The organism is Bacillus sp. FSL K6-1366 (assembly GCF_037976695.1).
Lineage (GTDB): Bacteria > Bacillota > Bacilli > Bacillales > Bacillaceae > Bacillus > Bacillus subtilis.
The window spans coordinates 1,418,614-1,444,960 of the sequence record NZ_CP150268.1 but is presented as its reverse complement, the minus strand read 5'-3'; the positions used below and the strand labels follow the sequence as shown (position 1 = coordinate 1,444,960).

Below are 26,347 nucleotides of genomic sequence, written 5' to 3'. Positions count from 1 at the left end.
CCAGCAGGTGATGGGGTTGTTTTTAAAAGAGCATATAACGGAAAATTTCTTTGACATAGTGTTCGATAATAAGCTGAAATGTAACGCAGATGATCAGATAAATCACAATCGTTGAGTAAATGACATCAATTTTCCCTTTATATGAATGCTGGTAACTGCCCAGCATCGCAGGAGGAATGGCGAAGAATGCACCGATTAAACCAACGGCTAATATGGTAAAGCAAATGTCTGTATGTAATAAAAAGAAGAAAAGGGCAAGAATCAAAATAGCCGTAAACGGTATGAGAAACGCTCCGAATCTTGAGAATGAATCCTTGAAAGATACTTGGTTTCCCGCGATTTTCAGGGCGAAAAAGATGCATGCATGCAGGCCAAATAGAAATAAAATAAAATAAATGGTTGGCTCTAAGAAGATTGCTGTAAAGCTTACGCTTCCGGGACCGTCTGAAAAAAGAATATAAAACATCAAAGGGGTCAGCAAACTGAAAAGAACCAGCGTAATCACCGCGCTGATCAACTGCTCTCCGCCTGTTGCTTTACATTCCTGATAAGGGCGTTTCAGGACGGATAAGACAAATGAACCGAACTGTTTTGCTGCTTGCTTTGCAGCGGCTCCAGTTTGAGCTGGATGCTGGTGGCCTGATTGACCGGGGAGCGGTGATCCGCATTTCTCACAAAAATTTCCGCCATCTGTTTGATGGCCGCATTGAGGACAATACATAAAATAACTCCTTTACATGTAATATAGGGAAAATAGACTAATAGTTTTATTATAAAAGAAAAAATTTGTAAAGTAATCAATATTCATACAAAAAAAGACACGAGCCCGATAGCAGCTGTGTCTTTTTTTATCTAGTTATTCATATATTTCTCAAATACATCCCCAAAATCCTTGATATGATACTGTGAGCGAACGGATGTCAGCCAAGTGAATCCGAATTCGGTCAGCTCTTTGTATTGCGTTTCAATATTAACGTGCTCAGGGCGGGTATGGTGAAGAATCGTCACTGCTTTATCTAAGCTTTGCTCCGCTTGATTGATTAAAATGTCATTTTCATAGGTTGTTTCAGCGATGCGAAGCAGTGCTTTATAAAGGTCTTTTAACTTTTCAATCTGGTCTTTGTGGACATCAATGTCGAATTGTTCACCGCCCAGCTTGAACTTAATTTCAACATCCAAATCCACTTTTCCGGCAGTTTCAAGAAAAACGTCAGAGATTTTATATTGCGAATAAGGATAGCGTTTCAACGTTCGTTTCGAGGAAGTGGCGCGTTCGCCGTCTACATGGATCAGGGCCAGGTTCGTAAAGCAATACTCGTCTGCTTTTGTTTTAATCAAGAAATAAATTTTCTCATTATCTTCATGCATGACATAATCATCTGCGTCTGTTTTGTCATAGTCCTGAGGTTCGATAATTTTTCCGATATCAGATAAGCCCAAGGCATCTGCCGCAATTTTTTTGAACATCTGTATACGTCCTTCCTATTCAATTTGTCACTTCATTGTAGCATGGCGCGTTTCTGACAGGCTATAAAGGTTTACCGGGAAATCGCCTCCGGGTAAAAGGGTGGAGAATAATTCTATTTCCTGTGCAGAGACTATCAACAAGGAGGTATATGATGTTCTCATTCATCGTTCACGTCTTCATTTCTTTATTCGCAGTATCGAATCCGATCGGAAACGTACCGATATTTCTGACGCTGACAGAAGGCTATACTGCAGCGGAAAGAAAAGCGATTGCCAGGAAGGCAGCTGTTTTATCCTTTTTTATTCTCGTGGCTTTTTTGGTTTTCGGCCATCTTATCTTTAAACTGTTTGATATCAACATTCACGCGCTCCGAGTGGCGGGCGGCATATTCATTTTCGGCATTGCCTATAATCTATTGAATGCGAAAGAATCACACGTGCAATCTCTTCACCATGATGAACATAAGGAAAGCAAGGAAAAAGCGGATATATCAGTCACACCTTTATCCATTCCGATTATTGCTGGGCCCGGAACGATTGCAACAGTAATGAGCCTTTCCGCCGGTCATAGCGGCATTGGTCATTATGCGGCTGTCATGATCGGCATAGCCGCCGTTATTGCCCTGACCTTTCTCTTTTTCCACTATTCTGCTTTTATCAGCAGCAAACTCGGAAAAACCGAGATGAATGTGATTACCAGACTGATGGGATTAATCTTAGCCGTGGTTGCGGTCGGGATGATTGGTGCCGGGCTGAAAGGCATGTTTCCGGTCTTAACCTCATGATGCAAAAAGCAGCTCTCTTATTTTAGAGAGCTGCTTTCTTTTGTTTTCGGCACATACCGAAAGACTTCCTCACTCTCAAAAAATTCAATCAACCTGCTCAGCCAATCATAGTAATGAAGCCATTCTTTTAATTCATTCAGCAGCTGATTGACTTTCTCTTCCGCTTCCGGGGTAAGCCCGTCCCTTTGTAAAAGATCACTCAGCTCCCGGTTTAATTTTTTATACAGCACTTTGTTTTTGCTCACGACCTTTGTCCAATTCGCCGCGAATAAAGAAATGAAGGTTTGATAATAATCCTGCTCGACGTCATAAAGGTCTTTTCGTACGCCTTTTTCAAACACCTTTTCGGCGATATTGGCATCGATCATTTCCCGGACAACCTGGCTCATCCGTGTTTTGCTCATGCCCGTTGCCTCAGAGAGCTCGCTTAAGGTCATTGGTTTTCGATTCATATAAATAATTCCGAGCACACGTCCGACAGTTGAAGGCATTCCAAACGTATGCATATTCTCGGCAATCTTCTCAATGAGATGCTCTTCAGCATGTTCAATGATGTCGAGAGCGGTTTTTTTCACAGCTGATCATCCCTTCAAATGGCAATTGATGGTGTCAATATATCATATTTCTTCCTGGTGTTGAAAATAGCTGAATGCAGAGGAAGTGGGAGGTATCCGGCGTAATTGTAAGAACACCCTTTCCGTCTCGGTCATAACAATAAATAATCTATAAATAACATATAATTTCAACACATTGTAAACTTTTTATTTTACAAAGTTCAAACTATAATAAGGATTATACTTTTCAGAAAATTTAAAGGAAACCTGCGGAGGTGCACGGATTGCTGAAATTGGAACAAGTGTCAAAAGTATATAAAGGCGGCAAAAAAGCTGTGAACAGCATTGATTTAGTTATTGCCAAAGGTGAATTTATCTGTTTTATCGGCCCGAGCGGCTGTGGAAAAACGACGACGATGAAGATGATCAACAGACTGATAGAACCATCGTCTGGAAGGATCTTTATCGACGGAGAAAATATTATGGAACAGGACCCGGTTGAGCTGAGGAGAAAAATCGGCTATGTGATTCAGCAGATTGGTTTGTTCCCCCATATGACCATCCAGCAGAACATCTCACTCGTACCAAAGCTGCTGAAATGGCCTGAGGAAAAACGGAAAGAACGGGCGCGCGAGCTGTTAAAGCTTGTGGATATGGGCCCAGAGTATTTAGACCGTTATCCGCATGAGCTCAGCGGCGGACAGCAGCAGAGAATCGGCGTGCTGCGCGCCCTGGCAGCGGAACCCCCTCTCATTTTAATGGATGAACCGTTCGGAGCGCTTGATCCGATTACGCGTGATTCCCTTCAGGAAGAATTCAAAAAACTGCAGAGAACCTTAAACAAAACGATTGTGTTTGTAACCCACGATATGGATGAAGCGATTAAGCTTGCTGACAGGATTGTGATATTAAAAGCGGGAGAAATCGTTCAAGTCGGCACACCTGATGAGATTCTTCGAAACCCGGCAAATGAGTTTGTTGAAGAATTTATCGGGAAAGAGCGCCTGATTCAGTCAAGACCGGATATCGAGCGGGTAGAGCAAATGATGAACAGAACGCCGGTGACGGTATCTGCGGACAAAACGCTTTCTCAGGCGATTCAGCTGATGAGAGAAAAACGTGTTGACTCGCTGCTCGTTGTGGACCGGCAAAACGTGCTGAAGGGCTATGTTGATGTGGAAATGATTGATCAAAACCGCAAAAAAGCGAGCATCGTTGGCGACGTATACCGTTCAGATATATATACCGTTCAAAAAGGGGCGCTTCTTCGCGATACAGTCCGAAAAATTTTGAAGCAGGGGATCAAGTATGTTCCGGTGGTCGATGAACAGAACCATTTAGCAGGGATTGTGACAAGAGCGAGCCTCGTTGATATCGTATACGATTCCATTTGGGGCGACGAGGAAAACCAGCTCATGACGATCTGACCAGGGGAGGAGCTCTTTTAAGATGAATCAAATGATGACTTTTTTGCAAACGAACGGCGGAGAGCTGCTGTATAAAACAGGAGAGCATTTATATATTTCACTCATAGCCGTTGTATTGGGCATTATCGTTGCAGTGCCGCTCGGCGTTGCTCTTACCAGAATGAAAAAAGGCGCAGGTGCGGTAATCGGTTTCGTAAACATTGTGCAAACCCTGCCGAGTCTGGCGATTTTAGCCTTTTTTATTCCGCTTCTCGGCGTAGGAAAAGTGCCTGCGATTGTCGCTTTATTTTTCTATTCGGTGCTGCCGATCCTGCGCAATACGTATACCGGCATTAAAGGTGTAAATAAAAACCTCCTGGAATCGGGGAAAGGGATTGGCATGACCGGCTGGGAGCAGATTCGGCTCGTTGAAATCCCGCTGGCGATTCCCATCATCATGGCGGGGATCCGCACATCAACGATCTACCTAATTGGCTGGGCGACACTTGCGTCGTTTATCGGGGGAGGCGGCCTCGGGGACTATATTTTTATCGGACTGAACCTATACCAGCCTGAATATATCATTGGCGGTGCCGTGCCTGTCACAATTCTGGCAATTATTATTGATTATGTGCTGGCTGTGACAGAACGAAAGGTGACGCCGAAAGGCTTGCAAGGGATGAAGGAAGTTTCGTAAGGAGTTGGCACTGTTGAAAATGACAAAAATCAAATGGCTTGGCGCGTTTGCTCTCGTCTTTGTCATGCTGCTAGGCGGCTGCTCTCTGCCGGGTCTCGGCGGCGCTTCTGACGACACGATCAAAATCGGGGCGCAAAGCATGACAGAATCAGAAATTGTAGCGAATATGATCGCGCAGCTTATTGAACATGATACAGATTTGAATACCGCTTTAGTGAAAAACCTCGGCTCAAACTATGTTCAGCACCAAGCGATGCTGGGCGGTGACATTGATATTTCAGCCACGCGCTATTCCGGAACAGATTTAACAAGCACCCTCGGCAAGGAAGCGGAGAAAGATCCGAAAAAAGCGCTGAACATTGTGCAGAACGAGTTTCAAAAGCGCTTTTCCTATAAATGGTTTGATTCCTACGGCTTTGATAACACATATGCCTTCACCGTAACAAAAAAGTTTGCGGAAAAGGAGCATATTAACACCGTGTCTGACCTGAAGAAAAATGCCTCCCAATATAAATTAGGCGTCGACAATGCTTGGCTGAAACGAAAAGGCGACGGGTATAAAGGCTTTGTCAGCACATATGGCTTTGAGTTCGGCACAACTTATCCAATGCAGATCGGGCTAGTCTATGACGCAGTCAAAAACGGGAAAATGGATGCGGTTTTGGCTTATTCAACGGATGGACGGATTAAAGCATATGATCTGAAAATCTTAAAAGACGATAAGCGTTTCTTTCCGCCGTATGACTGTTCACCGGTGATTCCGGAAAAGGTGCTTAAGGAGCATCCGGAACTTGAAGGTGTGATCAATAAGCTGATTGGGCAAATCGACACGGAAACGATGCAGGAACTTAATTATGAGGTGGATGGCAAGCTGAAGGAGCCGTCTGTCGTAGCAAAGGAATTTTTAGAGAAACATCATTATTTTGACTAAGAAAAGAGGTGGATCATATGGAAGTACTACAGCAGCTTGGCACATACTATTCGCAAAACGGCGGTTATGTGCTGCAGGAGTTTTACCGCCATTTTCTGATGTCGGTATACGGCGTTTTATTTGCCGCCATTGTTGGAATTCCGCTCGGCATCCTGATAGCCAGATACAGAAGATTAAGCGGATGGGTTTTTGCGGTCACGAACGTCATTCAGACGATCCCGGCTCTCGCCATGCTCGCCGTGCTGATGCTTGTCATGGGGCTGGGCGCTAATACGGTGATATTGTCATTATTTCTGTATTCTCTTCTGCCGATTATCAGAAATACGTATACTGGGATTATCAGTATTGAGCACGCCTATCTTGAATCCGGAAAAGCAATGGGGATGACAAAATTTCAAGTGCTGCGGATGGTCGAGCTTCCGCTTGCGCTTTCTGTCATAATGGCCGGCCTGCGCACCGCGCTTGTCATTGCCATCGGCATTACGGCCATCGGGACATTTGTCGGTGCTGGCGGTCTCGGGGACATCATCGTCAGAGGATCAAACGCCACAAACGGAACCGCGATTATATTAGCGGGAGCGATCCCCACAGCTCTGATGGCGGTGATTGCCGATTTGGTCATGGGCTGGCTTGAACGAGCATTAAGCCCGATTAAAAAGAGAAAGAAGAAAAATCTGGCAGGTGCCGCATAAGAAAAAACGCCTTGTAATGACAGGGCGTTTTTTACGGCTTCGGCACATATTTAAAAATGTCTTCGCTCTCAAAAAACTCAATCAAACGGCTGAGCCAATTATAATAATCGAGCCATTCCTTTAATTCCTTCAGCAGCTCATTCACTTTTTCTTCCGCTTCAGGAGTAAGCTCTTCATCCAACACGCTAAGCAGCTCCCGATTGAGTTTTTTATGCATCATTTTGTTTTTGCTGACGACTTTGCTCCAGGTGGCTGAAAACAGCGTGATAAATGTTTGATAGTAGTCCTGCTCAACCTCATATAAATCTTTTCGCACGCCTTTTTCGAATACCTTCTCGGCAATGTTGGCATCAAGCATTTCCCGCACTACCTGGCTCATACGTGTTTTACTCATGCCGGTGGCCTCAGATAATTCCGTAAGCGTCATCGGTTTTCGATTCATATAAATAATGCCCAGCACTCGTCCGACGGTAGAGGGCATTCCAAATGCATGCATGTTTTCCGCGATTCTTTCTATAAAATGGTCCTCGGCTTGTTCAATGATCGTTAACGGATCTTTCTCCAACGGTTTCATCCTTTCAGCTAACAATTCCGATGTCAATATACCACATTTTTGATACGGCGAAAATGCTGTCAAAAGAGAATTTGGCAGGAAATTGGAGCAATAAGGAGATCAACACACGTCAATGCGGGTAAATCAGCGTTTACACATACTTTATAAATAATATGAACAAATTGTAAACTTTTTATTTTATAAACTTTATTCTATAATGGGAAGCATTCAATTGTCTGAAAAATTAAATTTAAACTGAACAAATTGAATAAACTTAATTTTGGAGGTGCGATGTTTGCTGACATTAGAAAATGTCTCGAAAACATACAAGGGCGGCAAAAAAGCCGTGAACAACGTAAATCTTAAGATTGCAAAAGGCGAATTTATCTGCTTTATCGGGCCGAGCGGCTGCGGAAAAACGACAACAATGAAAATGATTAACCGATTAATTGAGCCTTCCGCCGGGAAGATTTTCATTGACGGCGAAAACATCATGGACCAGGATCCTGTAGAGCTCAGGCGCAAAATTGGCTATGTGATTCAGCAGATCGGCCTGTTTCCCCATATGACCATTCAGCAGAATATCTCACTCGTCCCAAAACTGCTGAAATGGCCGGAGCAGCAGCGGAAAGAGCGGGCGCGTGAGCTTTTAAAATTGGTCGATATGGGGCCAGAATATGTAGACCGTTACCCTCATGAATTAAGCGGGGGGCAGCAGCAGCGAATTGGTGTATTACGGGCACTTGCCGCGGAGCCACCGCTTATCTTAATGGATGAACCGTTTGGGGCACTCGACCCGATTACGAGGGATTCCCTCCAGGAAGAATTTAAAAAACTGCAAAAAACCTTACATAAAACCATCGTATTTGTTACCCATGATATGGATGAAGCGATTAAGCTGGCAGACCGGATTGTGATTTTAAAAGCGGGAGAAATCGTTCAAGTAGGAACGCCCGATGACATTTTAAGAAATCCGGCAGACGAATTTGTTGAGGAATTTATCGGCAAGGAGCGGCTGATTCAGTCATCCAGCCCGGATGTTGAACGGGTTGACCAGATTATGAACACACAGCCTGTAACGATCACCGCGGATAAAACGCTTTCTGAGGCCATTCAGCTGATGAGGCAGGAACGGGTCGATTCATTGCTGGTCGTCGATGACGAGCGCGTTCTGCAAGGCTATGTCGATGTTGAAATCATTGATCAATGCCGGAAAAAGGCCAATCTCGTCAGTGAAGTTTTACATGAAGATATATACACAGTACTGGGTGGCACACTGCTGCGCGACACGGTCCGCAAAATTTTAAAACGGGGTGTCAAATATGTTCCCGTTGTGGATGAAGACCGACGCCTGATCGGAATTGTGACGAGGGCAAGTCTGGTCGACATCGTGTATGACTCCCTCTGGGGAGAAGAAAAGCAGCTCGCAGCATTGTCATAGGGAGGGGCGATAAGTCATGCATCATATTGTTCAATTTTTGCAAACCAATGGGGGCGAGCTTCTTTATAAAACATACGAGCATATTACGATATCGCTCATTGCTGTGATCTTAGGTGTGCTGGTTGCCGTCCCCCTCGGAGTTGTGCTTACCAGAATGAAAAAAGGAGCCGGCACCATTATCGGCATTGTCAATATCATTCAGACGCTGCCGAGTCTGGCCATCCTCGCTTTTTTTATTCCGCTCCTTGGTGTAGGGAAGGTTCCGGCCATTGTGGCTTTGTTTTTCTATTCCGTATTGCCGATTCTTCGCAACACGTATACCGGCATTCGCGGCGTCAACAAAAATCTGCTCGAGTCTGGTAAAGGAATCGGAATGACGCCGGCTGAACAAGTCCGCTTGGTGGAGCTGCCGCTTGCCGCGCCAGTAATCATGGCGGGAATCAGAACATCGACGATTTACTTAATCGGCTGGGCCACGCTTGCTTCCTTTATCGGAGGCGGCGGATTGGGTGATTACATTTTTATCGGACTGAATTTATATCAGCCGGAATATATCATCGGGGGCGCGGTACCTGTCACGATATTGGCAATTGTGATTGATTATGTGCTGGCAGTTGCTGAACGAAAACTGACACCTGCCGGCATGCAGAGATTGAAGGAATTGTCATAAGGAGGCGGCTCATGAAAAGAAAATATCTCAAATTAATGATAGGTTTAGTACTTGCGGCAACGCTGACGCTGAGCGGCTGTTCGCTTCCTGGTCTCAGCGCTGCTGCAGACCAGACCATTAAAATCGGCGCGCAAAGCATGAGCGAATCAGAAATCATCGCCAGCATGCTTGGCCAGTTGATCGAACACCATACTGATCTCAAAACAACAACGATTAAAAATCTTGGCTCCAACGCGGTGCAGCAGCAGGCTTTAATGAACGGGGAAATCGACATTGCGGCCACAAGATATACGGGAGACGCGCTGACAGGCACGTTGAGAATGGAACCTGAAAAAGATCCGGACAAAGCGCTGGCGCTTACTCAGCGGGAGTTTAAAAAAAGATATGATTTAAAGTGGTATGACTCCTACGGGTTTGATAATACATATGCCTTTACAGTCAGCAAGGAGCTGGCCGACCAATACCATTTAGAGACCGTATCAGACGTTAAAAAATGGGCGCCGCAATTAAAGCTGGGCGTTGATAACTATTGGATGAAGCTCAAAGGAAACGGCTATCAGGATTTTACGAAAACCTACGGCATGACATTCGGCGGCACGTATCCGATGCAGATCGGCCTTGTGTACGACGCGGTGAAAAGCGGAAAAATGGACATTGTGCTTGCGTATTCAACCGATGGAAGAATCAAGTCCTATGGTCTCAAAATGCTAAAGGATGATAAACAATTTTTCCCGCCGTACGACTGCTCTCCGGTTGTTCCGGAAAAGGTGCTCAAAGAACATCCTGAGCTTGAAGGCATAATCAAGAAAATGCTCGGAAAAATCGACACAGCCACGATGCAGGAGCTTAACTATGAAGTCGACGGCAATCTCAAAGAACCGTCTGTCGTTGCCAAGGAATATTTAGAAAAACATCGCTATTTCGAATCGTGAAAGGGGGAAGAGGTCAATGAACGTGCTTGAACAGTTAATGACGTATTACGCGCAGAATGGCAGTTACGTCATGGATGAATTCGGCCGCCACTTTCTCATGTCGGCTTACGGCGTATTGTGTGCCGCTGTCGTCGGGGTTCCGGCCGGAATCCTCATCGCGCATTTTCGCCGTTTGTCAGCCTGGGTGTTTGCCGTAACAAACGTTATTCAAACAATCCCGGCGCTCGCTATGCTGGCCGTCTTAATGCTTGTTATGGGGCTCGGCGCAAATACCGTGATTCTATCATTATTTCTGTATTCCCTGCTGCCGATTATTCGAAACACGTACACAGGCATTATCAGTATTGAACATGCCTACTTAGAATCGGGAAAAGCAATGGGCATGACGAAATTCCAAGTACTCAGAATGGTTGAGCTCCCGCTCGCACTTTCTGTCATTATGGCGGGCCTTCGCACGGCTCTCGTCATTGCCATCGGAATTACAGCGATCGGCACATTTGTCGGTGCCGGAGGCCTTGGGGACATGATTGTCCGCGGCTCAAACGCAACAAACGGAACTGCGATTATTCTAGCCGGAGCGATACCAACTGCGGTGATGGCGGTAGGGGCGGATTTGCTCATGGCTTGGCTGGAGCGGGCATTAAGTCCGGTGAAGAAAAAAAGAACCGGGGCGAAACATGTTCAATCAGCTGCATAGAATAGAAAAAGAGGCTGGAGTCCAGCCTCTTTTTTCTATTTAAATCGTAAACTGACCCATCTTCTCATTAAGCTCATTGGCCAGCTGCTCAAGCTCTTCAGCATTTAGAAGCACTTGATCCATCGAATGGGCGGATTGCTCAGTTATTGAAAATGTTTCTTCAATGCCGGCGGCCGACTCTTCGGATACAGAAGCGATATTTTCAATCGATTGATTGATAGTAATCGATTGGTTTGTTAACTGCTTCAGGCCATCCGTTACTTCCTTAATGCTGTCTGCAACATGAGTGACGGATTGCTTGATATGCCGCATAGCCTGCCCGGTGTCTGTCAGGTTTTCCGTTCCTTTTTCGACTTCTGTAAAGCTGCTTTCCAAGTACGTAATGACAGTGTGGATCTCCTCCTGTGTCCCGCCTACAATCCGGGTAATATCCTGCACGGAATCAGAAACGCCGTCAGCCAGCTTTCTGACCTCCTCTGCCACAACGGCGAAGCCTTTGCCGCTTTCTCCTGCGCGGGCAGCTTCAATCGCGGCGTTAAGGGACAGCAAATTCGTTTGCTCGGCAATTCCGTTGATGACTTGAACGAGCTTGTTGATATCCTGAGAATGCTGTTCCAGTGATCTCACTTTATGCACGGCTTCTTCAACAATATGATGGATGGTTTTCATTTGCTGTAATGACGTAGCCATATTTTCGTTTCCGCTTACCGCGAGTTCGAGAACGTTTTGAGACGTATCGCTGATGGTGATGCCGTGATTATAGGCTTTATCAATGCTTTCAGTGAACTCATTCATCGATTCGGCAATCGTCACGGCGTCTTGGGCCTGCTGTTCAGAGCCCTCAGCCATTTCGTTCATCGTCTCGGTAATATGTTTGCTGCCGGATCTTGTTTCATTCGTTGCGGTTGCAAGCACCTGTGAAGAAGAAAGAACCCGGCTTGATATGTCTTTAGAATATCCGACAATATCTCTCAGATTCCCTACCATTTTTTGCAGCGCTTCATTCAGATCACCCAGCTCGTCTTTTGAGTTGAGCGGCTCCATATCGTTCGACAGATCGCCTTCGGCAATATGATTGGCAGATTCCTTCATGCGAATGATAGGCTTTACAATGTTTCGCGTGATATAAAGCCAGATGAAAATGCTGATGAGGATCGAAGCTGCCACAAGCAAAGCAGTGTAAATGAGCCCTTTATGATAGACGGCCTTCGTTTCTTTTACCGCTGTGTTGCTGCCTTCTTGATTTAAGTCAACAAGCTGAGTGATTGTTTTTTTCATATCCTCAAAGCTGGCCTCAGTCTGAACCAATAAACCTCTTGCTTTGTCCATGTCATTCGTGCGGCCGCTTTCGATAATTTGCGCATGAATATCCATATAGGTATTCACTTCAGTTTGAAGCTGCTCGAACAGTTTCTGCTCTTTATCAGTGGAGATCGTTTTTTCGTAGTTATCGAGCTTTTGGTTAATGTCTTCCATGATTTGATTCATTTCTTGATCAAGTGTATCCATTTTGCTTTTGTCTGTATAAATCAGAAAGTCCTTTTCTTTAGAAGACAGGTGCTCGGTTACATAATTAATTGAAGTGATTCCTTTGATGCCGTCAATCCATTTTGTGTTGATTTCATCTGTTTTTTGAATGATATGCTGCATATTAAGAACGCCTATTCCGCCTACAAGTAAATTGATCAGGATCAGTGTCAAAAATACCAGGCTGAATTTGCGGGAAATCGTCAGTCGCATATAGTGGTCTCCTTTAAAAACGTAATGTGTGGATGTACTATATATCGGCTGAGAAATCGTTTTTTCACCTGGGAAAAAATAAAAAACGGCTCTTTTCTCATCTTTGAGATCAGAGCCGTTTTAGCAATTAGTCAAGAAAGGAAGGGTCAATCCATTCAGTCGCCCATTTAGAAATTTCACCTAAAATGGGGGCCAGTGCCTTTCCTTTATCAGTCAATGAATATTCGATGCGAACCGGAGTTTCCGGGATGACATCCCGCTTCACTACTCCTTCAAGCTCAAGTTCTTTCAGCCGTTCTGACAGAACTCTGCCGCTTAGATTTGGAAGTGCTGCTTCAATTTCGCTAAATCGCTGAGACCCGTTCAAGAGCTGAAATACGATTAAAGCGACCCAGCGTTTACTTAAGATGTCGACTGCTTTTTCAAATCTAGGACACATTTCTGATTGGTTCATACTTTTCACCTCGTCTGTCACTATTATAACGCAAATAACGAGGGAGGGTATGCAAGCGTGATTGATAAAATATAGAAAGAGAAACAGGGGATTATGAGGAAGAGGCGCGTTTTTTTGCTTCTGAAGACAAAAAATCGAAGTATTTGCTGAGATTTTCAATATCCTGCTTTGAGAGATGTTCCCATTTTTGACTATTGAAAATCGGGAGGTGCTCCGCTCCGCGAGTGACAGCCGTCTGGTAAATTTCATAAACGGATTGATAGCTTTCAGATGCTTCGCGGATTTCTTCAGGAAAGGCCTGAATATGGCCTGCGGCGGCCATTAGGTTTTCGTACGGCACTTTCAGGACGGCTGCCAGTTTTTTAATCGTGGCGGGTTTTGGCGTCCCGCGTTTGCCGTTTTCAATTTTTGAAATGGTGGCCGAGCTGATGCCTGAGTATACCGCAAGCTGATTCACTGTCAGTTTGCGGGCGCGGCGCAGCTCCCGTAATTGCTGTCCGAACGGTGACATGGTCTATCGCCTCACATTTCCATCAAGAGTCAGTCATCAGCAGACCGTTTTTTGGCTTCGTCTGAAATAAACGAAAAATAATGATCCAGCATGAGCAAATCTTCTTTATTGAGATATTGCCACTTTTCGTTCTCAAGAAGCGCAAGGTTTTTCAGGTCATAGGCCTCCGCTTTTTCAAGCAGCTTGCACTTCGTTTCGTAAGGGGCCCTGGCTTCATGCACTTCTTCGATGTAACCAGCCTTGTACATAAGCCCCTCATAAGGAATTTTTAAGGCCTCTGCCAGTTTTTTGATGGTGGCAGGTTTGGGAACGCCCCGTTTTCCGTTTTCGATTCTGGAGATGCCGGCCGCGCTTACGCCTGAATAAGTCGCCAGCTGGTTGACTGTTAACTTTCTCTCTTCACGCAATGCCCGTAATTGTTCGCCAAAGCTTTCCATATATCTCACCCCGTCCCTCACTGTTACTCATATTTTAGTATGTTTATTGACTAAAGGGAATAGGTAGACTGGAAATGTATTGACAAAAGTTAACATAAGCCGTAATGTAAAAGTATAGAAAAAAGTTTTTCAGGAATGGAAGGTGAGGAAAGTGCCAGTAGAAAAGATACAGATTAGACGTGATTATGTCTTGCAGTATATGGTTAATAACGATTATTCCCTTAATCAGCTTGCGCTGGAAATCGGAGTCTCACCCGCCACACTGAGCCGCGTGCTGAATGGAGAAAGACGGCCGGGGCAGCTTGTGATCGGTAAAATGCTTCACTATTTTAATTTGAAATTTGAGGATCTTTTTTACTATGATTTTGTTGACAAAAGTCAATAAAATATAGAAAACGCAAGGAGATCCAAGCGTTTTCTATATTGAATGATGTGTCAGCACAAACCCTGTCACCAGCTCATTGCACGTTTTCCATTGTTTTGTCGGCAATTGATGTCCCTGATATTCCAATCTGAAAAATTCGGCATGTCTGCACGATCTTCGGTAATAGCCTGCGTTTGTAAAGGTCCAGTCCCGCAGGCCGCCATACATAAACAGCATTGGCATGTCTAGGCGGGGCAGCTGTTCAATGCAGTTGTAGCCAAGCGAATCCAGATAATACTGATGCCAATGGGCCAGGTCTGCTTTTTTCATATGGTCTGTTAATATGCTGCGAAGCTGTCTGTCTTTTGTGTGGCTGCCAGCGAGGATTTTCATGAGCAAACCGGGGTTTTTTTCAAGCAGATACATTCCCAGTTTGTGCAGCTTCTGGCCGATTACGTTATGAACAGCGGGGTAGGCGCCGGACAGAATAAGGTGTGACACTTTGTCCGGGCGGGTGAAGCCGATATGCTGCGCGATTAAGCCTCCGGCAGAATACCCGAATAACACAGCTTTATCAATGTGCAAAGCGTCCATGAATTGCGCGATCTCGTTTGCGTAATAGGAAATAGACGCTGGCTGATCGATATGATCACTATCACCGTGGCCGCTTAAATCGAGAAAAATCACCCTGAAATGCTTGGATAGAAGGCGCTGATAATAAAAAACCTTGCGTCCCATGCCCGGCGGGTGGATAAAAATGATAGGGATTCCCTGTCCATATTCTTCATAAAAAAGATGTTTCCTGCTGTCTATGCTGATAAGCGGCATCGCTTTTCTCCTTTGACCTTTTCATATGAATAGGGTAACCAAGATAAAACGTCTTATCCGGCCTTTTGGCGTCTGATACAGCGTGACATGCCAACCCTTTTCATGTAAAATAGAAGTAATGTAGCCAGTGAGTCTGGAGGTGTATGGGATGCACGCAGTTTTGATTACCTTGTTGGTTATCGTCAGCATTGCACTTATTATTGTCGTTTTGCTTCAATCCAGTAAAAGCGCCGGATTATCTGGTGCGATTTCAGGCGGAGCGGAGCAGCTCTTCGGGAAACAAAAAGCAAGAGGTCTTGATTTAATTTTGCACCGCATTACGGTAGTGCTGGCAGTCTTGTTTTTCGTGTTAACGATTGCGCTTGCTTATATCCTATAGGGCAATGTTTGTATAAGGTCTGATGTGAAGTCAGGCCTTTTTCACGTTTCTGGATGATATTCAAAACGTTTTTTTCTGATTAAACTGTGGAAAACTAAAATGATCGTGCAGATAGAAAGGGAGACATGAGCATGAAAGTTGTGACACCAAAACCATTTACATTTAAAGGCGGAGACAAAGCGGTGCTTTTGCTGCACGGCTTTACAGGCAATACAGCGGATGTAAGGATGCTGGGACGATATTTGAATGAACGCGGCTATACGTGCCACGCGCCTCAATATGAAGGACATGGCGTCCCGCCTGAAGAACTTGTACATACGGGGCCCGAAGACTGGTGGAAAAACGTAATGGATGGCTATGAATACTTAAAATCTGAAGGCTATGAGAGCATTGCTGCCTGCGGACTGTCGCTTGGCGGGGTTTTTTCGCTGAAATTGGGTTACACTGTACCCATAAAGGGAATTGTCCCAATGTGCGCACCGATGCATATTAAGAGTGAAGAGGTCATGTATCAAGGCGTTCTTTCATACGCTCGCAATTACAAAAAGTTTGAGGGGAAAAGCCCGGAGCAAATTGAAGAGGAAATGAAGGAATTCGAAAAAACGCCGATGAATACCCTCAAGGCGCTGCAAGACTTAATTGCTGATGTGCGGAATAATGTCGATATGATTTATTCACCGACATTTGTGGTGCAGGCCCGTCATGACCACATGATAAATACCGAAAGCGCCAATATTATTTACAACGAAGTGGAAACTGATGATAAACAGCTGAAATGGTACGAGGAATCAGGGCATGTCATTACACTCGACAAAGAACGTGATCTCGTCCATCAGGATGTGTATGAATTTTTAGAGAAGCTCGATTGGTAATCAACAGGAGGTCGGATAATGGAAAAAGAAGCATTTATGGAAAAGCTTCTCTCGTTTATGAAGGAAGAGGCGTACAAACCTCTGACCGTTCAGGAACTTGAGGAGATGTTAAATATTACGGAAGCCGAGGAGTTTAAAGAGCTCGTCAAAGCGTTAGTCGCCTTGGAAGAAAAAGGGCTTATCGTACGGACGAGAAGCGACCGCTACGGCATTCCGGAGAAGATGAACTTAATAAAAGGAAAGATTTCAGCCCATGCGAAAGGATTCGCCTTTTTGCTGCCTGAGGATACGTCGTTAAGTGATGTGTTTATTCCGCCTAATGAGCTAAATACGGCAATGAACGGCGATATCGTCATGGTGCGTCTGAATTCACAGTCAAGCGGCTCCAGGCAGGAAGGAACCGTCATACGGATTTTAGAAAGAGCGATTCAGCGGGTTGTCGGCACGTATACAGAAACGAGAAACTTCGGCTTTGTCATTCCGGACGACAAAAAAATCACGAGTGACATCTTCATTCCGAAAAATGGGAAAAATGGAGCTGCGGAAGGGCATAAGGTTGTTGTCAAGCTGACGAGCTATCCTGAAGGCCGCATGAACGCAGAGGGTGAGGTTGAAACCATTCTCGGCCACAAAAACGACCCGGGCATTGATATTTTATCGGTCATTCATAAGCACGGCCTGCCGGGAGAATTTCCAGCTGACGCGATGGAACAGGCATCAAGTACGCCTGACACGATTGATGAAAAAGATCTAAAAGACCGCCGTGATCTCCGTGACCAGGTGATTGTCACCATTGATGGTGCGGATGCGAAGGATTTGGATGATGCAGTTACCGTGACGAAACTTGATGATGGAAGCTACAAGCTTGGCGTTCACATAGCTGATGTCAGCCATTACGTAACCGAAAACTCGCCGATTGACAAAGAAGCGCTTGAAAGAGGGACAAGTGTGTATCTGGTTGACCGTGTCATCCCGATGATTCCGCACAGATTGTCAAACGGCATCTGCTCCTTAAATCCAAAGGTTGACCGCCTGACGCTTTCTTGTGAAATGACAATTAACAGTCAGGGACAGGTGACAGAGCACGAGATCTTCCAAAGTGTCATCAAAACAACGGAAAGAATGACATATTCAGATGTGAATAAAATTCTTGTTGACGATGATGAAGAGCTGAAGCAAAAATACGAGCCTCTTGTTCCGATGTTCAAAGACATGGAGCGCCTGGCTCAAATTCTTCGCGATAAGCGGATGGACCGCGGCGCCGTTGACTTTGATTTCAAAGAAGCAAAGGTGCTTGTTGATGACGAAGGAGCGGTTAAAGACGTTGTGATCAGAGAACGCTCTGTCGCCGAGAAGCTGATTGAAGAATTTATGCTTGTAGCAAACGAAACAGTGGCAGAGCATTTCCATTGGATGAACGTCCCGTTTATATACCGGATTCACGAAGAGCCGAATGCTGAAAAGCTGCAAAAGTTTTTAGAATTTGTGACGACATTTGGCTATGTGGTGAAAGGAACGGCGGGGAATATTCATCCGCGCGCGCTGCAAAGCATTCTGGACGCTGTGCGTGACAGACCAGAGGAAACGGTTATATCTACTGTTATGCTCCGTTCGATGAAACAGGCGAAATACGACCCGCAAAGCTTGGGGCATTTCGGTCTGTCAACGGAATTCTATACGCATTTCACATCGCCGATCCGCCGTTACCCGGACTTAATCGTTCACCGTCTGATCCGAACGTATTTGATCAACGGCAAAGTCGATGAAGCGACACAGGAAAAGTGGGCTGAACGCCTGCCGGATATCGCCGAACATACATCATCTATGGAGCGCCGTGCAGTTGACGCCGAGCGTGAGACGGATGATCTGAAAAAAGCGGAATACATGCTTGATAAAATCGGTGAAGAGTTTGACGGCATGATCAGCTCTGTGACAAACTTCGGAATGTTCGTCGAGCTGCCGAATACAATTGAAGGACTCGTCCATGTCAGCTTTATGACAGATGACTACTACCGCTTTGACGAACAGCATTTCGCAATGATTGGCGAGCGGACAGGCAACGTCTTCCGCATCGGGGATGAAATCACAGTCAAGGTTGTCGATGTCAATAAAGATGAGCGCAATATCGACTTTGAAATTGTCGGCATGAAGGGCACTCCGCGGCGTCCGAGAGAATTGGACAGCAGCCGGAGCAGAAAACGCGGAAAGCCTGCCAGAAAACGTGTTCAAAGCACCAATACGCCTGTTTCTCCAGCTCCGTCTGAGGAAAAAGGGGAGTGGTTCACTAAGCCGAAGAAGAAAAAGAAAAAACGCGGCTTCCAGAATGCTCCGAAACAGAAACGGAAAAAGAAGAAATAGCAGCTCAACCAGCAAATAGGGCCGCAGCGCTCTATTTGCTTTCTTTCGGAAACAGCTTTTCATTGTAGCGGTACGTGACATTTGGTAAAATAGAGCGTATCGCAAAAGGTGGACAGTTTTTCCTTAGAGAGAGGAGGTTCTGGCATGCCAAAAGGGTCAGGAAAAGTATTATCTCAAAATAAGAAAGCCAACCACGATTATTTTATAGAAGAAACCTATGAAACAGGCATCGTTCTGCAAGGAACCGAAATCAAATCGATTCGCGCCGGCCGCGTAAACCTTAAGGATTCCTTCGCCAAAATCGAACGGGGAGAAGTGTTTCTCCACAATATGCACGTCAGCCCATATGAGCAGGGAAACCGCTATAACCACGATCCGCTCCGGACAAGAAAGCTGTTAATGCACCGCAAGGAGATTAATAAGCTGATCGGGTTAACAAAGGAAAAAGGCTATTCTCTCGTTCCGCTGAAGCTGTATTTAAAAAACGGCTTTGCCAAAGTGCTTCTCGGCCTTGGAAAAGGGAAGAAGAACTATGACAAACGGGAAGATCTGAAGCGCAAGGACGCGAAGCGGGAAATCGAAAGAGCGTTCAGAGACAGTCAAAAAGGCTTCTAAAGGCATAGTGCTTGATTCGAAAATCAGGCCTGTGCTATACTGTGTTCACGATCAGATCACGACGCCATTCATTTGAAGGATTTGACAATTGAAAAGAGCCGTGATCATGTTATAATAAGACTATAGCCAGTTTGAGTGAGAGCTTGATATTTTCTCCCGTATTTCCCTTATACCAAGGGGACGTTACGGATTCGACAGGGATGGATCGAGCTTGAGCTGCGAGCCGAGAGGCGATCTCGTAAACACGCACTTAAATATAACTGGCAAAACTAACAGTTTTAACCAAAACGTAGCATTAGCTGCCTAATAAGCGCAGCGAGCTCTTCCTGACATTGCCTATGTGTCTGTGAAGAGCACATCCAAGTAGGCTACGCTTGCGTTCCCGTCTGAGAACGTAAGAAGAGATGAACAGACTAGCTCTCGGAAGGCCCGCCCGCAGGCAAGAAGATGAGTGAAACCATAAATATGCAGGCTACGCTCGTAGACGCTTAAGTAATCGATGTTTCTGGACGTGGGTTCGACTCCCACCGTCTCCATACATACTGACAATAAAGCAGAACCTCTTAAGAGGTTCTGCTTTATTTTTTCTCCAAACCACAGGCACCAAAAAGTGCGTACTTCCATTTCAATCCCAGCTGTTTCATACTGATTGCAGAGCAGATGTTTCACCAATCAGATTTCTGTCAATAAATAAGAGGAATCAAAAACGGAGGGATGAATAATGAAGCTGAATTTACAAGGAAAAACCGCATTGGTGACCGGTTCGACATCAGGGATCGGAAAAGCTATTGCCTCTTCATTAGCTGAAGAAGGTGCGGCAGTGATCATTAACGGACGCCGGGAAGAGAAAGTGAATCAGACGATAGATGAACTGAAAACACAACATGCTGAAGCGGTTCTTTATCCGGCCGCATTTGATTTGGGAACTGAAGAAGGCTGCAATAAGCTGTTTCAGGCATATCCAGAGGTTGATATTTTGGTCAACAATTTAGGGATTTTTGAACCGGCGGAGTACTTTGATATTCCCGATAATGAATGGTTTCGTTTTTTTGAAGTGAATATTATGAGCGGTGTAAGGCTGACACGCAGGTATTTGCATAACATGATAGAGAAAAAAGAAGGGCGTGTGATTTTCATTGCCAGTGAAGCGGCGATTATGCCGTCACAGGAAATGGCCCATTACAGTGCGACAAAAACGATGCAGCTGTCCATTTCCCGCAGTTTGGCGGAGCTGGCAACCGGCACGAATGTCACAGTCAACACCGTCATGCCGGGCTCTACCTTAACAGAGGGTGTGGAAACTATGCTGAACTCGCTGTATCCTGGTGAAAACCTGACTGTTCAAGAAGCTGAGGCACGTTTTATGAAAGAAAACCGGCCGACATCTATTATTCAAAGACTGATCCGTCCGGAAGAAATCGCCCACTTCGTTACATTTTTAAGCAGCCCGCTTTCCTCTGCGATCAATGGCGCGGCACTTCGGGCAGACGGCGGTTTGGTCCGCAGTGTCTTTTAAACCTCTCCCAACAGGAGAGGTTTTTTATATATTGTTGATTTCCATAAATTTCTGACGTATAATATTGGTACTGAAATAGTTTTCTTGGTACCGAAAGCGGGGGATTAATATGGATAAAAGAATTCTGGCGGAAACCTTCCGGCTGATCAAGCAGAAAGGATTTTCATTTACGATGAATGATTTGGCGGCAGCGCTGGGAACGAGCAAGCGGACGCTCTATGCATATTATTCATCTAAAGATCAGCTTGTTGAGGCGGTTGTCGAACAATTTATAGCTGAAATGAAGCAAATAGAAAGAGACATCTATGAAAATGAACGTTTAAATGTGCTCGAAAAGGTGAAACAAATGCTGATCAGCCTTCCGCAGGGGATGGAACTGCTGAACATGGGATTATTAAATGAACTAAAGAAATACCATTACGATGCGTGGCTTACATTAGACGCGTTTATTAAGGAAGAATGGGCGATTGTCCTAGCATTATTAAACGAGTGCAAACAGCAAAAGAGAATCAGAAACATCAATCCGGACCTGTTTGTTCACATGTATATAGGGAGCATCAATCAAGTGTATGACCCTGAATATCCGCTGAAACATCAGTTCACGACAGGAGAGGTGCTTGAATCAATTGTAGATGTTTTGTTTAACGGTATAACAGCTGATGAGGAGGCTGATGCGACATGAATTGGGTGTTTCTATGCTCGGCGATTTTGTTTGAGGTTGCGGGAACGGTCAGCATGAAGCTATCGTCCGGTTTTACAAAGCTTATTCCCAGTTTGCTGTTGATTTTCTTTTATGGAGGGAGTCTTTTCTTTCTGACGCTTACGCTTAAATCCATTGATGTATCTGTTGCTTATGCTGTATGGTCAGGGATGGGAATTGTCCTGATTACAGTCGTTGGTTTTTTGTTTTTTCAAGAACATGTGAGTGTCATGAAAGTCATTTCAATTGGATTGATTATTGCCGGTGTTGTGTCTTTAAACCTGATCGAGCATGCTGCGGTGTCTGAGCCGGTACATAAAAGCGGGCAGTACAAATGAGATATATGAAGCTGTTTTTTCTCGTGACTGATATCGGTTTTATCTTGTACTGGCTGTCAGCCGGATTTTCGCTCATACCGGAAAGCTGGGCTTTTAAACATCATGACCATCCGTTTATGATCGCTTGGAACTGGTCTTTTTTTCCGCTGGATATCCTGATTTCTGTCACAGGGTTGTACAGCTTGTACCTACAGCGGGTGAATCGTGCTGACTGGAAGCTGATGGCGCTGATTTCTCTTGTGCTGACCTGTTGTTCAGGTCTGCAGGCGCTATCATTCTGGACATTCAGCAGTGACTTTGATCTTGTGTGGTGGCTGTTTAATGGGTATCTATTGATTTATCCTTTATTTTTTATTCACCTGCTCTTGAAGGAAGGCAGAAGGACAAAACAGTCCTGACAGGTGCCGCTTTTATAATAAACTGATGTAATGAAGCAGAGACGGTATAAGTCTCTGTTTTTTTATCGGGCGCACCAATTGAGAAGCTAACCGCGTTTTTGGGCATACTAAAGCGAAGAAACGGGAAAAGTTCTACACATTCATTGAAAAGGATTTTGTCAAATGAACAAAACTGCTGCGAACAATCAAAGAATCATGCCTATCGTGAAGGATGCCTTTCGCATTCATGCAAATCCATTTCCTTGGAAAAAGGCTATCGGATCAGGTTTCGCTTCAGGGTTTCCTGTGCTGGTCGGTGCATTGGCAGGTCACACGGATTACGGATTAACTGCAAGTATCGGAGGCTTTGTTTATTTATATGCGGGCGGTGAATCGTACAAAAAGCGCGCCTTGAAGCTGCTCTTGGTTTCTATTGGGATCGCCCTCTCATTTGGTTTAGGGACGCTTTTGTCCGGGATGCTTTGGATGATGGCGGCTGTTTTGGGGCTGATCGGTGCAGCGGCGATGTTTATTTTTAGCGCGCTCGGCATTCAAGGCCCTGCGCCGATGTTTTTTGTCCTTGCCTTTTTAGTCAGTTCCGGGCTGCCGGCCGATCCTTCACAAGCGCTGTTCAGAGCGGGACTGACGTTTCTCGGCGGCATTTTCGCCATGGGTATCGCTTTAATCGGCTGGTTATGGAACAAACATGGACCGGAGGGAGCGGTGCTGCAAAAAACATATCATCAGCTGGCTGCATGTCTTTCAGCCGTCGGAACGCCAGGTTTTCATAACGCACAGCATCAGACGGTGCTCATGCTTAGAACAGCCCGCCAAACGGTTCTTGGGAAAGGGAACAGACGGAAAAAATCGCGGCATGATGAACGATTTTTTCGCCTCCTTGAGAAAGCTGACGACATATTTATTGCCATTATTCATTTTTCAGCTGAAACGCCGGACAGAGAGACCGCGCAGATTGAAAAGGCACTTCGCCAAACCGGAGATATGCTTGCGAATGCACGGGTTTTCAATACGTTTCAGATTAATGAAAATGAATCTGAGCCTAGGCGGAAGCTGTTTGAAGAAATCAATGAGGTTTTGTATATCGCTTCAGGACGTTTTGATAAGCAGCTTGACGGGGAACCAAGCCGCCTGCCATCCTCTTTTTACTTTTTGAGAAATGCCTTTGACTGGAAGTCTCCAGTTTTGATTAGAGCGTTAAAGTACGGAATTGTTCTGTTTGCCGCCGATATGTTTGCCCTCGCATTCGGCTTTGCACGCTCCTATTGGATTCCGCTTTCGGCAGCAGCGGTCATGCTTGGCACTACTGTTGTTTTTACGCTTCACAGGGCTATTCAGCGTTCGGCCGGAACGGTGATCGGTGTTATACTGGCAGGCGCAATCCTGTTTTTTAAGCCGGGCGGTGTTTATATTGCGTTTTGTATTGCAGCGCTGCAATGTCTTCTTGAGATGCTGATCGTCCGCAATTATGCGCTGGCTGTTCCCTTTTTAACCGCAAATGCGCTTGTTATCACAGAAAGTATGCATGGCGGGGCGGGCGCCGGTTATTTTATGAAAGCGAGGCTGACTGATGTAGCTGTCGGCAGCGTGATCGGGCTGTTGGGAACAATACTTTTGTGGCGGCGGTTTTCAACGAAGCGACTGCCTGAACTGATGGGGAACGTCATCCGGCTGGAAGGGCAGTTTATGGAGAAACTGTTAACCGGGCAGAATGCCGACGAACACAAGTTAAGGGTGAGTCTTGTCAGGCTTCGGGATGCGTATGACAAGGCCCTTGGAGAGTTTCCTCATGCGAATGCGGAGGCGCTCTGGCCTGCCATTTCCGGTGCTCAGCACTTAGGGTACTATTTGCTCTCGGCGCAAGCTCACCGCCGTCCGCCTGCTCCGTTTTCTGATGAAGAGATCAACCAGCTGCGGGCGTTTTTTGAACGGGCTGAGCAATCCTTTATCATGAAAAGGATGCCTGCGGATATTCAAGTGCCGCATGTCCCTCATTATCCTCGAATCAGTAAAGAATTGTCTGCGCTGTATTCCGGCTTGAGAACAGCTTTTGAAAAGTAAGCTGTTTGGGAAAGTTAAATAATCTTTAATTCGAGATGTTTTACTTGAAAGTAAATTTCTTTGTCTCTATAATAAAGTCTAAGAGAGACAGAATAATCATTATGCATCTGTATGATAATAATTGATGTGTGATTTTTAAAAACGAAAGGGCTGGTAAAAATGGCAAAAGTATTATATATCACTGCTCATCCGCATGACGAAGCAACTTCGTACAGTATGGCAACAGGTAAAGCATTTATCGAATCTTACAAAGAAGCGAATCCAAATGATGAAGTTGTACATATCGATTTGTACAAAGAAAACATCCCGCATATTGACGCAGATGTATTTAGCGGATGGGGAAAGCTTCAGTCAGGTACAGGCTTTGAAGAGCTTTCTGAAAGCGAAAAAGCGAAAGTAGGCCGTTTGGGAGAGCTTAGCGATCAATTTGCATCAGCTGATAAGTACGTATTTGTTACTCCTTTATGGAACTTCTCATTCCCGCCAGTGATGAAAGCGTATCTCGATTCTGTTGCTGTTGCAGGAAAATCATTCAAATACACAGAACAAGGCCCTATTGGCTTGTTGACTGATAAAAAAGCAATTCATATCCAAGCGCGCGGCGGCTACTATTCAGAAGGCCCTGCGGCTGAGATGGAAATGGGGCACCGCTACATCGGCATCATGATGAACTTCTTCGGGGTACCATCATTCGATGGCATTTTCGTAGAGGGACATAATGCGGAGCCTGATAAAGCACAGCAAATCAAAGAAGACGCGATTGCGCGTGCGAAAGAAGCAGGAAAAACATTCTAATGAAAAAGCCTCCCCTTATTTGGGGAGGCTTTTGTTTTAGTGCTCCAGCATAATGGTTCGTTTCTCTTTACTGCTTTCCATCGCGGCTTCAATGATGCGGATGACATTAATACCTTCCTCAGCAGTGACTGGCAACGCAGCACCTTCCCATATGCTTTCCGCTATTTTACGGTAATAAGTAAGGTAGGAGCCATTTACTGATGGAATCGTTTCTGTTTTTTTGCCGGAGCCACGAATGGTTGTAAGCTGTCCGTAAAACTCCGGATCATCTGCACCCCAGCTGTCATCCTCTGGTTTTCTTCCCGCTCTGAGTGCGTCTTCCTGTCCGTCAATTCCGTATTTGATAAAGCTGGAATCTTTTCCATGGATTTGATAACGAGGTCCGTTTGCCGGAACGATTGATCCTCCGTATAGAATGGCTTGAAGCTTGCCATAATCCAGGGTTAAATGAAAATAGTCAACCGTTTCGGCATTTTCCCGCTGGGCCATCACGTTTGCAGTCACGGCTTTAGGCATCCCAAACAAATGCAGGGTTTGGTCTATGATGTGGGAGCCGAGATCATACAGCGTACCAGTGGCAATGCCTTCTTTTTCCCGCCACCGCGCTTGAACTTCAGGTCTGTAGCGGTCATAGGAAACTTGATATGTATTGATATCTTCAAGGGATCCCTCAGAGATCAGCTTTTTAATCGTTAAAAAATCGTTATCCCAGCGTCGGTTATGATATACGCTTAATAATACGCCTTTTTCATCGGCAGCCCTTTTTAATGTTTCCCCCTCTTCGGCCGTTGCTGTCATTGGTTTTTCCATCACAACATGTTTTCCGGCCTGTATGCATGCCATAGCATGCTCGTAATGAAGGCCGCTCGGGGTGGTGACAATGACAAGCTCAATGGCAGGGTCATTTGTGATTTCCTCAAGCTCATGTACAACCTCAGCATCTGGAAAATCCCGTTTCACTTCTTCTGTCCGAGATGTCATGATTTTGCTGATTTGATATTCATCCAGAACATCCAGCAGCGGCCCGTGAAAAACAGAACCGGACAATCCGTATCCTAATATTCCAACCTTGATCGTATCCACTTTTCTTCTCCCCTTTAAAAGCGTTATCAACAGAAGTATATACCCTCCTGATCAAATGGTAAAACCTAACTGATTC

Annotated in this window: 30 protein-coding genes and 1 other RNA gene; 21 read left to right on the top strand and 10 right to left on the bottom strand. The window is 45.2% G+C overall.

Features of this window, described 5'->3' with window-relative positions:
- Nucleotides 1-22 precede the first annotated feature (22 nt).
- Together MHI44_RS07715 and MHI44_RS07710 are read right to left on the bottom strand one after the other, a co-directional pair.
- Entirely contained in the window at nucleotides 23-721 is a 699-nt protein-coding gene (locus tag MHI44_RS07715) for a zinc ribbon domain-containing protein (protein ID WP_038829386.1), read from the bottom strand.
- Between the two features lie 131 nt (nucleotides 722-852).
- Nucleotides 853-1,467 (bottom strand): PH domain-containing protein, encoded by a 615-nt coding sequence (locus MHI44_RS07710; protein ID WP_003228342.1) that lies wholly within the window; start codon nucleotides 1,465-1,467, stop codon nucleotides 853-855.
- A gap of 149 nt (nucleotides 1,468-1,616) precedes the next feature.
- On the opposite strand from MHI44_RS07710, the gene MHI44_RS07705 reads away from it, so the two are divergent.
- A complete protein-coding gene (locus MHI44_RS07705) occupies nucleotides 1,617-2,252 on the top strand; it encodes an NAAT family transporter (RefSeq protein ID WP_339203264.1) in 636 nt (211 codons plus the stop codon).
- 17 nt (nucleotides 2,253-2,269) lie between these two features.
- Here MHI44_RS07705 and opcR read toward each other — a convergent pair whose 3' ends face one another.
- The gene (gene opcR / locus MHI44_RS07700) at nucleotides 2,270-2,827 is read right to left on the bottom strand and encodes an opuC operon transcriptional regulator OpcR (protein ID WP_003228345.1); all 558 of its coding nucleotides are present in this window, start codon (nucleotides 2,825-2,827) and stop codon (nucleotides 2,270-2,272) included.
- A gap of 263 nt (nucleotides 2,828-3,090) precedes the next feature.
- Between opcR and opuCA the strand changes: the two genes are divergently transcribed.
- Genes opuCA through opuCD form a run of 4 tightly spaced genes read left to right on the top strand, consistent with a single transcriptional unit; the run spans nucleotide 3,091 to nucleotide 6,532 of the window.
- The gene (opuCA, locus tag MHI44_RS07695) at nucleotides 3,091-4,233 is read left to right on the top strand and encodes an osmoprotectant ABC transporter ATP-binding protein OpuCA (protein WP_128740728.1); all 1,143 of its coding nucleotides are present in this window, start codon (nucleotides 3,091-3,093) and stop codon (nucleotides 4,231-4,233) included.
- A gap of 22 nt (nucleotides 4,234-4,255) precedes the next feature.
- Nucleotides 4,256-4,909 (top strand): glycine betaine/carnitine/choline/choline sulfate ABC transporter permease OpuCB, encoded by a 654-nt coding sequence (opuCB, locus tag MHI44_RS07690; RefSeq protein WP_003228349.1) that lies wholly within the window; start codon nucleotides 4,256-4,258, stop codon nucleotides 4,907-4,909.
- Nucleotides 4,910-4,928: 19 nt separating this feature from the next.
- Nucleotides 4,929-5,840: an osmoprotectant ABC transporter substrate-binding lipoprotein OpuCC gene (opuCC, locus tag MHI44_RS07685; RefSeq protein WP_003228350.1), complete on the top strand. Its 912-nt coding sequence runs from the start codon at nucleotides 4,929-4,931 to the stop codon at nucleotides 5,838-5,840.
- Nucleotides 5,841-5,857: 17 nt separating this feature from the next.
- Nucleotides 5,858-6,532, top strand: a complete 675-nt coding sequence (gene opuCD, locus MHI44_RS07680) for a glycine betaine/carnitine/choline/choline sulfate ABC transporter permease OpuCD (RefSeq protein WP_014478003.1) — start codon at nucleotides 5,858-5,860, stop codon at nucleotides 6,530-6,532.
- Between the two features lie 31 nt (nucleotides 6,533-6,563).
- Here opuCD and MHI44_RS07675 read toward each other — a convergent pair whose 3' ends face one another.
- Nucleotides 6,564-7,097 (bottom strand): GbsR/MarR family transcriptional regulator, encoded by a 534-nt coding sequence (locus MHI44_RS07675; RefSeq protein ID WP_003243347.1) that lies wholly within the window; start codon nucleotides 7,095-7,097, stop codon nucleotides 6,564-6,566.
- A 283-nt stretch (nucleotides 7,098-7,380) separates the two neighbouring features.
- On the opposite strand from MHI44_RS07675, the gene opuBA reads away from it, so the two are divergent.
- From opuBA to opuBD, 4 genes are read left to right on the top strand one after another with little or no spacing between them, the layout of a single operon-like run.
- Entirely contained in the window at nucleotides 7,381-8,526 is a 1,146-nt protein-coding gene (gene opuBA / locus MHI44_RS07670) for a choline ABC transporter ATP-binding protein OpuBA (protein WP_003228368.1), read from the top strand.
- A gap of 16 nt (nucleotides 8,527-8,542) precedes the next feature.
- The gene (gene opuBB, locus MHI44_RS07665) at nucleotides 8,543-9,196 is read left to right on the top strand and encodes a choline ABC transporter permease OpuBB (protein WP_003228370.1); all 654 of its coding nucleotides are present in this window, start codon (nucleotides 8,543-8,545) and stop codon (nucleotides 9,194-9,196) included.
- Between the two features lie 11 nt (nucleotides 9,197-9,207).
- Nucleotides 9,208-10,128 carry a choline ABC transporter substrate-binding lipoprotein OpuBC gene (gene opuBC, locus MHI44_RS07660; protein WP_131228115.1) on the top strand — a complete coding sequence of 307 codons (921 nt, stop codon included), beginning with the start codon at nucleotides 9,208-9,210 and terminating at the stop codon, nucleotides 10,126-10,128.
- A gap of 16 nt (nucleotides 10,129-10,144) precedes the next feature.
- A complete protein-coding gene (gene opuBD, locus MHI44_RS07655; RefSeq protein ID WP_014480907.1) occupies nucleotides 10,145-10,825 on the top strand; it encodes a choline ABC transporter permease OpuBD in 681 nt (226 codons plus the stop codon).
- 39 nt (nucleotides 10,826-10,864) lie between these two features.
- On the opposite strand, the gene MHI44_RS07650 is transcribed toward opuBD, so the two are convergent.
- The 4 genes from MHI44_RS07650 to rghR all read right to left on the bottom strand — a co-directional run bounded on the left by MHI44_RS07650 (nucleotide 10,865) and on the right by rghR (nucleotide 13,967).
- Complete coding sequence (locus MHI44_RS07650) at nucleotides 10,865-12,565, bottom strand: methyl-accepting chemotaxis protein (protein WP_160243207.1); 1,701 nt, start codon at nucleotides 12,563-12,565, stop codon at nucleotides 10,865-10,867.
- A 127-nt stretch (nucleotides 12,566-12,692) separates the two neighbouring features.
- A complete protein-coding gene (gene catR, locus MHI44_RS07645; RefSeq protein WP_003242888.1) occupies nucleotides 12,693-13,019 on the bottom strand; it encodes a catDE operon transcriptional regulator CatR in 327 nt (108 codons plus the stop codon).
- 91 nt (nucleotides 13,020-13,110) lie between these two features.
- Nucleotides 13,111-13,530: a helix-turn-helix transcriptional regulator gene (locus MHI44_RS07640; protein ID WP_014480905.1), complete on the bottom strand. Its 420-nt coding sequence runs from the start codon at nucleotides 13,528-13,530 to the stop codon at nucleotides 13,111-13,113.
- A gap of 29 nt (nucleotides 13,531-13,559) precedes the next feature.
- The gene (rghR, locus tag MHI44_RS07635; protein ID WP_003220034.1) at nucleotides 13,560-13,967 is read right to left on the bottom strand and encodes a transcriptional repressor RghR; all 408 of its coding nucleotides are present in this window, start codon (nucleotides 13,965-13,967) and stop codon (nucleotides 13,560-13,562) included.
- Nucleotides 13,968-14,118: 151 nt separating this feature from the next.
- Between rghR and MHI44_RS07630 the strand changes: the two genes are divergently transcribed.
- Nucleotides 14,119-14,352 (top strand): helix-turn-helix transcriptional regulator, encoded by a 234-nt coding sequence (locus MHI44_RS07630; RefSeq protein WP_009968172.1) that lies wholly within the window; start codon nucleotides 14,119-14,121, stop codon nucleotides 14,350-14,352.
- 33 nt (nucleotides 14,353-14,385) lie between these two features.
- Here the strand turns inward: MHI44_RS07630 and MHI44_RS07625 are convergent, their stop codons facing one another.
- Entirely contained in the window at nucleotides 14,386-15,159 is a 774-nt protein-coding gene (locus tag MHI44_RS07625; RefSeq protein WP_339203260.1) for an alpha/beta hydrolase, read from the bottom strand.
- A 148-nt stretch (nucleotides 15,160-15,307) separates the two neighbouring features.
- Between MHI44_RS07625 and secG the strand changes: the two genes are divergently transcribed.
- The 11 genes from secG to azoRB all read left to right on the top strand — a co-directional run bounded on the left by secG (nucleotide 15,308) and on the right by azoRB (nucleotide 25,188).
- Nucleotides 15,308-15,538, top strand: a complete 231-nt coding sequence (gene secG, locus MHI44_RS07620; protein ID WP_003220028.1) for a preprotein translocase subunit SecG — start codon at nucleotides 15,308-15,310, stop codon at nucleotides 15,536-15,538.
- A gap of 131 nt (nucleotides 15,539-15,669) precedes the next feature.
- On the top strand, nucleotides 15,670-16,410 hold the full coding sequence (locus tag MHI44_RS07615) for a carboxylesterase (RefSeq protein WP_003242610.1): 741 nt from the start codon (nucleotides 15,670-15,672) through the stop codon (nucleotides 16,408-16,410).
- A gap of 18 nt (nucleotides 16,411-16,428) precedes the next feature.
- Entirely contained in the window at nucleotides 16,429-18,768 is a 2,340-nt protein-coding gene (rnr, locus tag MHI44_RS07610) for a ribonuclease R (protein ID WP_003228386.1), read from the top strand.
- Nucleotides 18,769-18,912: 144 nt separating this feature from the next.
- Nucleotides 18,913-19,383 (top strand): SsrA-binding protein, encoded by a 471-nt coding sequence (gene smpB, locus MHI44_RS07605; RefSeq protein ID WP_003220025.1) that lies wholly within the window; start codon nucleotides 18,913-18,915, stop codon nucleotides 19,381-19,383.
- Nucleotides 19,384-19,559: 176 nt separating this feature from the next.
- Nucleotides 19,560-19,922: a transfer-messenger RNA gene (ssrA, locus tag MHI44_RS07600) on the top strand.
- Between the two features lie 182 nt (nucleotides 19,923-20,104).
- Nucleotides 20,105-20,899, top strand: coding sequence for an SDR family oxidoreductase (locus MHI44_RS07595; RefSeq protein WP_015251225.1), 795 nt, complete (start codon nucleotides 20,105-20,107; stop codon nucleotides 20,897-20,899).
- Between the two features lie 109 nt (nucleotides 20,900-21,008).
- Entirely contained in the window at nucleotides 21,009-21,581 is a 573-nt protein-coding gene (locus MHI44_RS07590; RefSeq protein WP_339203258.1) for a TetR/AcrR family transcriptional regulator, read from the top strand.
- Nucleotides 21,578-21,937 carry a multidrug efflux SMR transporter gene (locus MHI44_RS07585; protein WP_017695156.1) on the top strand — a complete coding sequence of 120 codons (360 nt, stop codon included), beginning with the start codon at nucleotides 21,578-21,580 and terminating at the stop codon, nucleotides 21,935-21,937. The genes MHI44_RS07590 and MHI44_RS07585 overlap by 4 nt, the downstream gene beginning before the upstream one ends.
- Nucleotides 21,934-22,335: a YvaD family protein gene (locus tag MHI44_RS07580; protein WP_003242541.1), complete on the top strand. Its 402-nt coding sequence runs from the start codon at nucleotides 21,934-21,936 to the stop codon at nucleotides 22,333-22,335. Before MHI44_RS07585 ends, MHI44_RS07580 begins: the two co-directional genes overlap by 4 nt.
- Before the next feature lie 162 nt (nucleotides 22,336-22,497).
- A complete protein-coding gene (locus MHI44_RS07575; protein WP_339203256.1) occupies nucleotides 22,498-24,393 on the top strand; it encodes an FUSC family protein in 1,896 nt (631 codons plus the stop codon).
- A gap of 159 nt (nucleotides 24,394-24,552) precedes the next feature.
- The gene (gene azoRB, locus MHI44_RS07570) at nucleotides 24,553-25,188 is read left to right on the top strand and encodes an FMN-dependent NADH-azoreductase AzoRB (RefSeq protein ID WP_003235159.1); all 636 of its coding nucleotides are present in this window, start codon (nucleotides 24,553-24,555) and stop codon (nucleotides 25,186-25,188) included.
- Between the two features lie 36 nt (nucleotides 25,189-25,224).
- On the opposite strand, the gene iolW is transcribed toward azoRB, so the two are convergent.
- Nucleotides 25,225-26,301 carry a scyllo-inositol 2-dehydrogenase gene (gene iolW / locus MHI44_RS07565; RefSeq protein WP_339203254.1) on the bottom strand — a complete coding sequence of 359 codons (1,077 nt, stop codon included), beginning with the start codon at nucleotides 26,299-26,301 and terminating at the stop codon, nucleotides 25,225-25,227.
- Nucleotides 26,302-26,347 lie beyond the last annotated feature (46 nt).